Origin of the sequence: Thioalkalivibrio sp. HK1 (assembly GCA_000583135.1) — a bacterium.
In the GTDB taxonomy this organism is placed as follows: Bacteria; Pseudomonadota; Gammaproteobacteria; order HK1; family HK1; genus HK1.
In genome coordinates this window covers 1-13,867 of the sequence record JFBG01000081.1, presented here as the reverse complement: position 1 = coordinate 13,867, position 13,867 = coordinate 1, and the positions used below count along the sequence as shown (strand labels likewise).

Below are 13,867 nucleotides of genomic sequence, written 5' to 3'. Positions count from 1 at the left end.
CTCGAACTTACCCTTGGCCATGACCGGCTCCTCTGAAAAGCACATCCGCCGAGGGGCGGATGCCTGAATGAATCACTGATTGCGTTTGATGATCTCGTCGGCGATCGTCGACGGAACCTCGGTGTACTTTTTGAACTCCATGGTGAAGGTCGCCCTTCCTTGACTCAAGGAGCGAAGATCCGTGGCGTAGCCGAACATCTCCTTGAGCGGCACCTCGGCTTGGATCGACCGACCCGCCGGAGTATCGTCCATGCCCTGCACGATTCCCCGACGACGACTCAAGTCGCCCATCACATCGCCCATATACTCCTCGGGAGTGACGACCTCGACCTTCATCATGGGTTCGAGCAGCATCGCGCCCGCTTTTTTGGCGCCTTCTCGAAAACACATCGAGCCCGCCATTTTGAAAGCCATTTCGCTGGAATCGACATCGTGGTAGGAGCCATCGAAGAGGGTGGCCTTGACATCGACCACCGGATAGCCGGCGATCACCCCGTTCTCCATTTGCTCCTTGATGCCTTTGTTGACCGCAGGAATATATTCCTTGGGCACCACGCCGCCGACGATCGAATCCTCGAATTCATAGCCGCTACCCGGCTCCAAGGGTTCGATCCGCAGCCAGACATGCCCGTACTGACCCCGCCCCCCGGTCTGACGCACGAAGCGATATTCGTGCTCGATCCGATGCCTTAGCGTTTCGCGATAGGCGACCTGCGGACTACCGATATTGGCCTCGACCTTGAATTCCCGCCGCAATCGATCGACGATGATTTCAAGGTGCAGCTCCCCCATTCCGGAAATGATGGTCTGCCCCGATTCCTGATCGGTATTGACCCTGAATGAGGGATCTTCGTGCGCAAGTTTGGATAGGGCCAAGCCCATCTTTTCCTGATCCGCTTGGGTTTTCGGCTCGACCGCCACCGAAATGACCGGCTCGGGAAATTCCATGCGCTCCAAGGTGATCACTTGCTTGGGATCGCACAGGGTGTCGCCGGTGGTGATATCTTTCAAACCCACGGCGGCGGCGATATCTCCGGCCCTGACCTCGTCGATCTCCTCTCGAGTGTTGGCATGCATCTGCAAGATGCGGCCGATCCTCCCCGATCGATCCTTGATCGGGTTGTAAACGGTATCGCCGGATTTGAGAACGCCGGAATAGACCCTAAAGAACGTGAGATTGCCGACGAAGGGATCGGTGGCGATCTTGAATGCGAGGCAGGCGAAGGGATCTTCGTCCGTCGGCTTGCGCACGATGAGCGATTCGGGATCGTCGGAATCCATCACTTCGATCGGCGGCACTTCGTCGGGGCCCGGCAGGTAATGGATCACCGCATCGAGAAGCGCCTGCACGCCTTTGTTCTTGAAGGCCGAGCCGCAAAGAACCGGAACGATCTCGTTGCGCAAGGTACGAGATCGAATCCCGCTTCGAATCTCGTCCTGGGTCAGTTCACCCTCTTCGAGATATTTCTCCATCAGGCTATCGCTGCCCTCGGCGGCGGCTTCGATGAGGTTTTCGTGCCATTTCTTCGAGACATTTCCGAGTGCGGTGGGGATATCGCGCGCCTCGTAGCTCACCCCGAAGTTGGCCGAGTCCCAGTAGATGGCTTTCATCCGGATCAGATCGATCACCCCTTCGAAGTCGTCATCGGCGCCGATGGGCAAATAGATCGGCACCGGCACGGCTCCGAGGCGCTTCTTCATCTGTTCCACTACGTTGAAGAAGTCCGCTCCTTGACGGTCCATCTTATTGACGAAAGCGATGCGGGGAACGCCGTATCTGGTCGCTTGGCGCCAAACGGTTTCCGACTGGGGCTCGACTCCGCCGACCGCGCAGAAGACCGCGCAGGCACCGTCGAGCACCCTCAGGCTACGCTCGACCTCGATGGTGAAATCGACATGCCCCGGGGTATCGATGATATTGATCCGATGCTCGTCGAACTGCTTGTCCATTCCCGACCAAAAACAGGTGGTGGCGGCGGAGGTGATGGTGATCCCCCGCTCTTGCTCCTGCACCATCCAATCCATGGTCGCAGCGCCGTCATGCACCTCGCCGATCTTGTGCGAGATCCCCGTGTAATAGAGGATGCGCTCGGTCGTGGTGGTTTTGCCGGCATCGATATGAGCCATGATCCCGATATTTCGGTAGCGCTTGATGGGGGTTTTACGAGGCACCGGATGAATTCCTGAAAATCGATGGAATGAGCGAAATGGGCGAATGGTGAAAGAAACGATTACCAGCGGTAATGCGAAAAGGCCTTGTTGGCCTCGGCCATGCGATGGGTATCCTCGCGCTTCTTGACCGCAGCGCCTCGACCCTCGGCGGCATCGACGATCTCCTGCGCCAGCCTTTGTCCCATGGATTTTTCGCTGCGTTTGCGTGCCGAATCGACCAGCCAACGCATCGCCAACGCGGTACGACGAGTGGCGCGCACTTCCACCGGGACTTGGTAGGTCGCACCCCCGACCCGGCGGGATTTGACCTCGACATCGGGACGGATATTCTCCAAAGCCCGAACGAAGACCTCGATCGGACTCTCCTTGGTGCGATTGGCAACGATATCCAAGGCCCCGTAGACCATGCGCTCGGCAACGGATTTCTTTCCGTCGAGCATCAGGATATTCATGAACTTGGCGAGCGACTGATCCCCGAATTTCGGATCCGGAAGAATGGTGCGCTTCGGAACTTCACGACGACGTGGCATCTTTCGCTGCTCTTTTCATTATTCGACGAGCCGTCATCCTTAGAAAAGATCGATGACGATGAATCGCCCCCAAGAGAATCACTGACCCTTGGGGCGCTTGGCTCCGTACTTGGAACGACCCTGACGACGATCCGAAACCCCCGAGGTATCGAGGCTGCCTCTGACCACGTGATAGCGAACCCCGGGAAGATCCTTGACGCGACCGCCACGAATCAAAATGACCGAGTGCTCCTGCAAGTTATGACCCTCGCCACCGATATAGGTGATCACCTCTTCTCCGCTCGTCAACCTGACCTTGGCGACCTTGCGCAAGGCGGAGTTCGGCTTTTTGGGAGTGGTGGTATACACCCTGGTACACACTCCCCGCCGCTGCGGACAGCCTTGGAGGGCCGGCACATTGCTTTTCTTGCGCTGCCGCTTGCGGGGCTTGCGCACCAGCTGATTCACGGTTGCCATGCAAATACACCTCTTCACCGGGAAAAGAGCCGACGCTCCCCCGGTCGATTGTTCCCGAGCACAAGCCATCAAAGGATTGGCCGGACCTGACCGCGCCTTCGAATACTCGCCGAACTGCAGATTCAAGGCTGCAGCCATCAAGACGCCTAAAAACCGCCCAAGCGACTCGATGCAAAAGGCGCGCGGTATCTCAAGAGTATGGTTGTTCGATCTGCCGCTTGAATCGTCTATTCGACCATTCGGCAGCGTCGATGCGGACCATCGAAATCCGAAGGCCCGCCCTTCAAGACGAGGATTATAGCGAAGGAATATCCTGCGCGTCAACCCTTGATTCGTCTTTTTCGGTGAATATTCGTGAAAATTTTCGCCGAATCGTTCACCGAGCATCCCTACAATGCCGATATCGACCCTCGATGAGCCGAATATCGGGCTTTTTCAGCGACTGGGCTCCGGGGTCTGCTCCTTCGAAGACAAAGGAACCTGGATCGTCGAATCATTGGGGAGAGACGAACTCTCGGAGCTGTCATCGGAGCGGCCATCATCATTCCCGGAATCGTCACCGAGAGCATTCTCGCCTCGAGCGACGATGGATGGCTCCCCTCCTTGGCGCGCCTCTTCCCGGCGAAATTCCTCGGCGAAGGCCTCGGCCGGGCTCATTCCCATCGACGATGTCTCCGATGACATTTCCGATAGATGCGCATCGAAGAAACTATCCTCCAAGGATTGATAGTGGCGCCGATCCTTGTGATAGGCAAGACCGGTACCGGCGGGGATCAGCCTGCCGACGATGACATTCTCTTTGAGTCCGTTCAGATCGTCCACCCGACCGGTAACCGAGGCTTCGGTCAATACTCGGGTCGTTTCTTGGAAGGAGGCGGCGGAAACGAAGGAATCGGTGGCCAACGAAGCCTTGGTGATACCGAGCAGCACCGGCTTGTATTTCGCAGGCTCCTTGCCCTCCTCCACCATCTTCTTGTTCTCCTCCAAGACATGATGGCGCTCTTCCTGCTCGTCTCGAAGGAAGTTCGTATCGCCCTGGGAGACGATCTCGACCTTGCGCAACATCTGCCTGACGATCACCTCGATATGCTTGTCGTTGATCTTGACCCCTTGGAGTCGGTAGACCTCCTGCACCTCGTTGACGATATATTCCGCCAGATCCCCGACCCCGCGATAGAGCAGGATTTCATGCGGATTCGGTGCACCCTCGACGATGGTATCGCCCTGTTCGACCCGCTCGCCATCGAGCACGAGGATATCGTTCTGGCGATTTTGGGAAACCAGCTCTTCGTGCACCTGCCCTTGATCGTCGGTGATCATGAGGCGCAGTTTGCCCTTGGTCTTTTTACCGAAGGTGAAAGTCCCGCCGGCCTTGGCAAGGAAAGCCATCCTCTTTGCCCGACGCGCCTCGAATAGATCCGCAACCCTGGGCAATCCACCGGTGATATCCCGGGTCTTGGTCGCCTCCTTGGGAAGCCCGGCCAGCTCGTGCCCCAAACCGACCTTCTCCCCTTCCTTGACATGGATGATGGTATTGCCCTGCAAAGGATGGCGCTCGAGCTCCTCGCCGGGCTTGCCGATCAACACCAAGGTCGGCTGCAAATCCTTGCCCGCGGCCGGTCGCTCCTTGGGATCCATCACCACCACCCGCTCGAAACCCGTCAAATCGTCGATTTGCCGGCGAACCGTGACATCATCCTCCACCCCTTCCAAGTTCACCTTTCCTGCTTTGCGGGCGATGACCGGAATGACATGCATATCCCATTCGGCGACCCGCTGGCCGGCATCGACCCCGCCCTCGTCGGCCACGAAAAGCTTGGCGCCATAGGGAACCTTGTAGCGTTCTCTCTCCCGACGATGCGCATCGAGCACCTTGAGTTCGAGCGATCGCGATACCACCACGAAGTGCTCGCCCGCAGGCAAAATATCCTTGTTGGATAGACGCACCGTGCCTTTGCTGCGAACCGAAATGGTATTGGAGGCGTCCTTGGCATACCTCGAAGCGGCGCCGCCGATATGGAAGGTGCGCATCGTCAGCTGGGTGCCCGGCTCGCCGATCGATTGCGCTGCGATCACTCCCACCGCCTCGCCGATATTGACGATATCCCCCCGCGCCAAGTCTCTTCCATAGCATTTGGCGCACAGGCCATGGCGGGTCTCGCAGGTGATCGCCGAGCGCACCTTGATCTTGTCGATGCCGATCTCGTCGATGCGTTTGACGAGATCCTCGTCGATCAATGTGCCGGCATCGATCACGACCTCATCGGGATCCTCGGGAGAGGGGACATCCACGGCCACGGTCCGGCCCAATACCCGAGCGCCCAAGGGATCGACGACATCATCACCCTCGATCAGGTTCTCGATCTCGATCCCTTCATGCGTGCCGCAATCATCCTCGGTCACCACCAAATCTTGCGCCACATCCACCAAACGTCGGGTCAGGTAACCGGAGTTGGCGGTCTTGAGCGCGGTATCGGTCAATCCCTTGCGAGCCCCGTGGGTGGCGATGAAGTATTGCAACACCGACAGGCCTTCTCGGAAATTGGCGGTGATCGGGGTTTCGATGATCGAGCCGTCGGGTCTGGCCATCAATCCCCTCATCCCCGCCAACTGCCGGATCTGGTTGCGCGAACCCCGCGCCCCGGAATCGGCCATCATCCAAATCGAGTTGAAAGAACTCTGCTGAATCTTCTTGCCCTTGTCCGTCGGATCCTTGACCTCCTCGATGCTGAGCTTGTCCATCATCTTCTTGGTGACTTCCTCGCTCCAACGCGACCAGATATCGACGACCTTGCTATAACGCTCCCCTTGGGTGATCAGCCCCGAGTTGTACTGGGACTCGATCTCCTTGACCTCGCCCTCCGCTTTATCGAGGATCTCCGCTTTTTCCTTCGGAACCACCATATCCTCGACCCCGAAGGAAACCCCGGCCTTGGTGGCGTAGCTAAAGCCCGTATACATCAATCGATCCGCGAAAATCACGGTTTCCTTCAACGCCACCTTGCGATAGCACTCGTCGATCAGCTCGGATATCGCTTTTTTATTCAAGACCTTGTTGACGAGATCGAAGGACAGGCCCTCGGGCATGATCTCGGACAGCAAAGCCCGACCGACCGTGGTTTCGAATATCGGTTCCCCCTTGCGAATGCGAACCCGAATCCTGGCATGCAGATCCACCGCATCGCTTTGGTAGGCGCGATGCACCTCATCGACATCGGCGAAGGCCATATCGGTCCCGCGGGCATCGGCCCTTTCCCGGGTCATATAGTAAAGACCGAGCACGATATCCTGGGTGGGCACGATGATCGGCTCCCCGTTGGCGGGGGAGAGGATATTGTTGGTCGACATCATCAAGGTGCGCGCTTCGAGCTGGGCCTCGATGGACAATGGGATATGCACCGCCATCTGATCGCCGTCGAAATCGGCATTGAATGCGGTACACACCAAAGGATGCAACTGGATCGCCTTGCCTTCGATCAATATCGGCTCGAAACCCTGAATACCCAAACGATGCAAGGTGGGGGCGCGGTTCAAAAGCACCGGATGCTCTCGAATCACGTTCTCCAAAGCATCCCATATCTCGGGAACCTCGGCTTCGATCAAGCGCTTGGCGGCCTTGATGGTGCCCGCCTCCTCTCGCTCCATGAGCTTGCCGATGACGAAGGGTCGATAGAGTTCGAGCGCCATCTTCTTCGGCAGCCCGCACTGATGCAAACGCAAGGCGGGGCCGACCACGACCACCGAGCGCCCCGAATAGTCGACGCGCTTGCCCAGAAGATTTTGGCGAAAGCGGCCCTGCTTGCCCTTGATCATCGCCGAAAGGGATTTCAAGGGACGCTTGTTCGTACTCGTCACCGCCCGTCCGCGACGGCCGTTATCAAGCAAGGCATCCACCGCCTCTTGCAACATCCGCTTTTCGTTGCGGACGATGATATCGGGGGCATTGAGTTTCAACAGGCGGTTGAGGCGATTGTTGCGGTTGACCACCCGCCGATAGAGATCGTTGAGGTCCGAACTGATCGGAGGATGAGCCCTCGTGATCAAGGGCCGCAGATCGGGCGGGAGTACCGGCAAGACCTCCAATATCATCCACTCGGGTCTGTTATGGGATTCTTTGAAGGATCGGAGAAGCTTGAGACGCTTGCTGATCTTCTTGCGCTTGGCCTCGGATCCGGTGCTCTCGAGCTCCTCTTCGAGTTCTTCGATTTTCTCGTCGAAGTCGATGCCGGAAAGGAGATCTTGAATCGCTTCCGCTCCCATCTTGGCCTCGAATTCGTGAGGCTGCTCCCTTCGTTCCGTATTGTATTCATCCTCGGTCAGGGTCTGGCCCTTTTCGAGGGTCGACATCTTCGGATCGGTGACCACATAAATATCGAAATAGAGGATCTGCTCCAACCGGCGAAGGGGCATATCCAAAAGCAAGCCCATCCTCGAGGGCAAGGATTTCAGATACCAGATATGGGCCACCGGGCTTGCAAGCTCGATATGCCCCATACGGGAGCGGCGAACATCGGCTTGGGTGACTTCGACTCCGCACTTTTCGCAGATCACCTTGCGATGCCGCAAACGCTTGTACTTTCCGCACAAGCACTCGTAATCCTTGATCGGCCCGAAAATCCTTGCGCAGAAGAGACCGTCCCGCTCCGGTTTGTGGGTGCGGTAGTTGATCGTCTCCGGCTTCTTGACCTCACCGTAGGACCACGAGCGAATTTTATCGGGCGATGCAAGCCCGATGCGGATGGTATCGAAAAACTTCGTCCGATTCCTTTGTCGCTCTTGGATGATTATGTCTTTCATAATCCGCCTGCGCTCCTGTTTTCGGTGGCAAAGCCTCGGGGCTCGGTTTTTATAAAACCGATCCACCCTTCGATGGGTGCACCCCGTCCATGTCGTCGGATCAGATCGGCATGGGGGCGGGGCGATCGCATCGCATCGATGATTTCAAACCTTAATCGTCGCTCTCCAAGTCGACATCGATTCCCAACGACCGGATCTCCTTCATCAGAACATTGAAGGACTCCGGCATGTTGGCGCTGATCCGAAAGTCACCTTTGACGATATTCCGGTAGGTATCCGAACGCCCTTTGATATCGTCGGATTTGACGGTGATCATCTCCTGCAGGGTATAGGAAGCCCCATAGGCCTCCAAAGCCCAAACCTCCATCTCTCCGAAACGCTGCCCACCGCCTTGGGCGTTGGAACCGGTTCCGTGCTGCCCCTTGCCTCCGGCCGACGACTTGGGAGCCTTGCCTCCCAAAGGCTGCTGGGTCACCAAGCTATAAGGTCCGGTCGAACGCGCATGCATCTTGTCATCCACCAAGTGATTGAGTTTGAGCATGTACATATAACCGACGGTAACCGGACGATCGAAGGGTTCCCCGGTGCGTCCGTCGAAGAGCTTGGCTTGCCCCGAGCGAGGAAGCCCCGCCAATTCAAGCAACCGCTTGATCTCCTCCTCGCTCGCTCCGTCGAAGACCGGGGTCGCCATCGGAATCCCGCCTTTGAGGTTATCCGCAAGCTCGATGACTTCCTTGTCGTTCAGAGCGTTCACCGGATTATCGGATTCGCTCTCGTCGCTCGGGGCATAGATCTCACCGAGAAAGCCGCGCAGGTTCGATGCCCGCTCGTTCTTTTTGAGCCCGGCGTTTTCCTCGATCATCTTGGCGACCTTGTTACCGAGTTCCTTGGCCGCCCAACCCAAATGGGCCTCGAGCACCTGCCCGACATTCATCCTCGAAGGCACTCCGAGGGGATTGAGCACGATATCGACCGGGGTTCCATCCTCCATGCAAGGCATATCCTCGACCGGGGCGATCATCGAGATCACGCCCTTGTTGCCGTGCCTTCCCGCCATTTTGTCGCCGGCCTGCAAGCGGCGCTTGACCGCAAGATAGACCTTGACCATCTTTTTGGTCGGCGGACGAAGTTCCACGCTGTCTCCGATCTTCGCCGTCTTTTCCTCGAAATGCTTGTCCAGCCGTTTTTTCTCTTCCTCCAAGCGCTCTTTGTCGCTCTCCAAGCGCTTTTGATCGCCCTCGTCCGCCAAACGAATATCGAACCACTTATCGCGGCCCTGATCGCGGTCGATCTTTTCCAAGTAATCCTTGGTCACCTCGGTGCCGGGAGCGAGATCATCAGGTCCCCCTTCGGCCAACTTTTTCTTGTTCTTATCGGTCAAGAAGTCTTTGAGGCGGGAATAGACATCGTCTTCGATGATCTTGTATTCGTCATCCACATCCTTGCGTACCTTGCGCTGCGCAAAGGTTTCGATCGTTTTCGCGCGATCGTCCTTATCCTTGTCATCGCGGGTGAGCACTTGAACATCGATGACCGTTCCGCTCATCCCCGAGGGCACGCGCAAGGAACTATCCTTCACATCCGAAGCCTTCTCGTTGAAGATGGCTTGCAGGAGTTTGTCCTCGGGGCTTTGCTGGGTTTCATCCTTGGGGGTTACCTTTCCGACCAGGATATCCCCGGCTTCCACCTCGGCTCCGATCTCGACGATACCGGTGGCATCGAGTTTGGCGAGATCGCCTTCGTTGACATTCGGAATGTCGGCGGTGATCTCATCGGGACCGCGTTTGTCGTGATCGAAGGCCTTGCAAACGAGTTCTTCGATATGCACCGTGGTATAGCGATCGTCCTCGACGATGCGCTCCGATATCAAAATGGAGTCTTCGAAGTTATAGCCATTCCAAGGCATGATCGCGACCAGGATATTTTGTCCGAGCGCCAACTCTCCCATATCCGTCGCCGAGCCGTCGGCGAGCACATCGCCCTTGGCGATCCTGTCCCCTTCGCCGACCAGCGGTCGCTGATTGATACAGGTATCCTGATTCGAACGTCGATACTTGATGAGGTTGTAGATATCGACGCCGGCCTCGTCATCGGATATCTCTTTATCATCGACTTCGACGACGATACGAGAGGCATCCACGGAATGGACCTTCCCTCCGCGCCGAGCGATCACCATCACTCCGGAATCCGAAGCGACTTTGAGCTCCATGCCGGTTCCGACCAGAGGTTTTTCCGATTTCAAGGTCGGCACCGCTTGGCGTTGCATATTCGATCCCATCAACGCTCGGTTGGCATCGTCGTGCTCGAGAAACGGAATCAAGGCCGCGGCCACCGAAACGATCTGCTTCGGCGACACATCCATATACTCCACCTCATCGGGGGGGATGAAAGTGGTTTCGTTTTTGTAGCGACAAGTCACGAGATCTTCGAGCAGTTTGCCATCGTCGTCGATGTCGGCATTGGCCTGCGCGATCTTGTACTTCCCCTCGTCGATGGCCGAAAGATAATCGACCTCCTTGCCGACCCGCCCGTCCTTCACCCTTCGATAGGGCGTTTCGAGGAAGCCGTAGTGATTGGGGCGAGCATAAACCGCCAGCGAATTGATGAGACCGATATTCGGTCCTTCCGGGGTTTCGATGGGGCAGACCCGACCATAGTGCGTGGGATGGACATCTCGCACTTCGAAGCCCGCCCGCTCCCGAGTCAACCCTCCGGGACCCAAAGCCGAGATGCGCCGTTTATGCGTCACCTCGGATAAGGGATTGTTCTGATCCATGAATTGCGAGAGCTGGCTGGAGCCGAAAAATTCCCGAATCACCGCCGAGACCGGCTTGGGGTTGATCAGATCCTGAGGCATCAGATCCTCTATTTCGGGCATACCCAAACGCTCTTTGACCGCCCGCTCCACCCTGATCAATCCGATGCGGAATTGATTCTCCGCCATTTCCCCGACCCGGCGAACGCGACGATTGCCCAAGTGATCGATATCGTCGACCTCACCCCCACCGTTCTTGATATCGATCAGGATCTTCAACACATCCAAGATATCGGAGCCGTCTTTATATTGGCTCACCAACTCCTTCGCGATACGATCGTTACGGCCGGAAAAATACTTGTGATCGTATAGAACGCTCGATCCCCATTCCTGCTCCCGACCGACCCGACGATTGAACTTCATCCGCCCCACTTCGGAAAGGTTATACCTCTCGTCATTGAAGAACAGGTTATGAAAAAGAGATTGAGCGGCGTCCTTCGTCGAGGGTTCGCCCGGTCGGATCAATTTATAGATCTCGATCTGAGCGTTGTTTTGATCGATCCCCATATTTCTCTCTTTCTTTTCCTTGAGATCCTTGGCCAGGGTCTCGGAAATGAAGGGTCCTCGATCCACATCGTTGGTATAAAGAACCTTGAAACTCTCGACCTTGTGCAAACGCATCTTCTCGATCAGGGAGTCCGTCAGTTCGTCATTGGCATTGGCGATCAGCTCCCCGCTATCCAAATCGATGACATCTTGATACAACCTCTTTTTCAAAGAGGAATCATCCCTGACCAGATAGTCATCCCCCACATCGAGGGTATCGAGATCTGCCTTGCGCATGAGCCGCACATGTCTTGCGGTGATGCGCTTGTTGGCAGCGACGATCAGCCCTCCCTCTTTGTCCTTGATATCCAAGGGCAAGGACTCGCCTCTTAGCCTTTCGGGAATCAAGGGGTCCAAGCGCAATCCTTCGGGGGTGATGAAGAAAGTATCGTATTCAAAGAAGATCTCGAGGATCTCTTGCGGCTGATAGCCGAGCGCCCGCAACAAAACGGTCGAGTCGATCTTGCGTCGATCGATACGGGCACTCAAAAGATCCTTGGAATCGAATTCGAAATCGAGCCACGACCCTCGATAGGGAATGATTTTGCTCGAATGCAAGGGACGACCACCGGAACTGGTCTTGGCCCGATCCTGATCGAGGGAGAAAAACACCCCGGGAGAGCGGTGCAGCTGAGACACGATCACCCGCTCGGTACCATTGATCACGAAAGTCCCGCTATCGGTCATCAGCGGGATATCGCACATATAGACCTCGCGGGATCCTTCCTTGACCAACTTGATGGGCGCTCCTTTGTCATCGAGTATCAGCTCCAATTCACGAGAGCCTGTCTTCTTGAGTCTGTTGAATACCTTGTCCTTGTCTGACTTGGATAGGGGATCGTCACTATAGAGTATCAATCTCAATACCACTTCCAACGATGCGGCATACGTCGCACCACGCATCTTGCACTCGTCAACGTCGTATTTCGGATCCACGAGCCGATAGCTCACGAACTCGAGATCCGCCTTTCCCGATACCGCCTTGATGGGAAAAACGGATTCGAAGGCCGCCTGCAGGCCGCTTCGCAAAAACTCCTTGTAGGAATCGATCTGGATCGAAAGGAGGCTCGGCATCGGATATTCGTCCGACCTCCGTTGGCCGAAATTCTTTCGAATGCGCTTCTTCTGGGTGGATGAGAGTTTCTTTCCGCCGGGAGGAAAGGGAAGTACTTTCTCATTTTGGTTATCCGATGACGAAGTTTTCTTATGAGTCTCGGTGCGAGGGATCTCGATACGAATATCCTTGAAATTGGATTTTCGGGACGAGTCATCTTTGTCATTGAATGCTTGAACCGTAGCCTCGTAAGTCGCTGCCGCCTTCGGCAATAGAATCGTATAGCCTTTGCCCTCCCAGTCGATTTTCTCGCTACTCGCCCAGCCCTCACCACTTGACCATTCCTTATCCCGAAGCGCAACCTTATACTTGGTCGCACCCTTGACCTTATCCCAAGAGATATGTACGGATTTTCTATCATCCGATAAAATCGACTTCAGATTGGCAGGCGCACCCAACTCATTGTCTTTCTTGGTGTCTTGAGATTTTTTTGTTGACGGAGTCGATGTCTTTGGCCGCCCACCAGAGGCAGGTGCCATTTTTTTTGATTGTGTATCCGCTACTTCCTTGCCGGTATTTTTCGGTGAATCTGAAATTGGAGCCAGATCCTTGCTCTGCTTCTCGTTGGACTTACCCTCATTCGCCTGCCCTCTCGCATCTTCGGCAATCATCCGATGCAACTCCTCAACGAGAGCGAGCCGCTTTTCTTCCGGCTTCGATGTGATGCTCTTGATGATGCTCTCTCTATTCTCTTCGATGTAGGCAGGCAGTGCTTCTTCATCTGCCTCTTCATCTGCCTCGATTTGCTTTTCGAGGGGGGCAGGCAGCGCATCCGCATCCGGATCTTCTGGGATAGATTCTTGCTGAATCACTTTAGCGAGGTCATTCCGCAGTTTTTCATTGGTATCCGTCAGCTTATCGACAGAATCCTTCAGCTCGGCAATCTGCCTCAGTACCTCGGAGTTTTGCTCGCTCGCATTGCTCTGTTCAGCGCTCTCCCAGTCCTTGAAAAAATCATCAAACATGACCACATTGGACTTCTTGCCGATATTCGATGTCATTTCATTCACCCCTTGGAACATGAAGACGAGCGCTTTGCAAAACCATCGATACGCTTTGCAAGACCCTAAACTCTCAGTCGGGATATCCGAATTCCTTGGCGTCCCGATCCGAGGGTCTTGAGCGCATTGACCGCATCCGAGAACCCCGCATCTCGAGTCGCGACATCAAGATGGGGGTCGGTCAATGGGAGCGAAGGGCCGAATCTCGCAAACGATGTGATCTCACCCTTCGAACCCCGCTTTTCGCCGCCCTTGGGCTTCGACTTTTAGCCGAAACCCAAAAGGGACCTGAGCGAAAAGCGCTTGCGGTTATTTGATCTCCACGGTCGCGCCGGCCTCCTCCAGCTGCTTCTTGATATCTTCCGCCTCTTCTTTGGCGATCCCTTCCTTGATATTGGCGGGGACTCCCTCGACGAGTTCCTTGGCCTCTTTGAGG

Annotated in this window: 6 protein-coding genes and 1 pseudogene; 1 reads left to right on the top strand and 6 read right to left on the bottom strand. The window is 55.9% G+C overall.

What is annotated here, in order from left to right; genetic code table 11:
- Window positions 1-72: 72 nt before the first annotated feature.
- From fusA to rpoB, 5 genes and pseudogenes are all read right to left on the bottom strand, one after another.
- Window positions 73-2,172, bottom strand: a complete 2,100-nt coding sequence (gene fusA, locus BF99_RS0117780) for an elongation factor G (protein WP_025772185.1) — start codon at window positions 2,170-2,172, stop codon at window positions 73-75.
- Window positions 2,173-2,231: 59 nt separating this feature from the next.
- Entirely contained in the window at window positions 2,232-2,702 is a 471-nt protein-coding gene (gene rpsG, locus BF99_RS0117775) for a 30S ribosomal protein S7 (RefSeq protein WP_025772183.1), read from the bottom strand.
- Window positions 2,703-2,780: 78 nt separating this feature from the next.
- Window positions 2,781-3,158 (bottom strand): 30S ribosomal protein S12, encoded by a 378-nt coding sequence (gene rpsL, locus BF99_RS0117770; protein ID WP_025772181.1) that lies wholly within the window; start codon window positions 3,156-3,158, stop codon window positions 2,781-2,783.
- A 669-nt stretch (window positions 3,159-3,827) separates the two neighbouring features.
- Window positions 3,828-7,955: pseudogene (gene rpoC / locus BF99_RS0117765) on the bottom strand (DNA-directed RNA polymerase subunit beta'); the annotation flags it as partial.
- 151 nt (window positions 7,956-8,106) lie between these two features.
- The gene (gene rpoB, locus BF99_RS0117755) at window positions 8,107-12,432 is read right to left on the bottom strand and encodes a DNA-directed RNA polymerase subunit beta (RefSeq protein WP_038098950.1); all 4,326 of its coding nucleotides are present in this window, start codon (window positions 12,430-12,432) and stop codon (window positions 8,107-8,109) included.
- A 612-nt stretch (window positions 12,433-13,044) separates the two neighbouring features.
- Here rpoB and BF99_RS23125 point away from each other — a divergent pair.
- Window positions 13,045-13,500, top strand: a complete 456-nt coding sequence (locus BF99_RS23125; protein WP_156013452.1) for a hypothetical protein — start codon at window positions 13,045-13,047, stop codon at window positions 13,498-13,500.
- 240 nt (window positions 13,501-13,740) lie between these two features.
- On the opposite strand, the gene BF99_RS22670 is transcribed toward BF99_RS23125, so the two are convergent.
- Window positions 13,741-13,867: ribosomal protein L7/L12 (locus BF99_RS22670; protein ID WP_197019210.1), on the bottom strand; the 127-nt coding region annotated here is incomplete at its 5' end.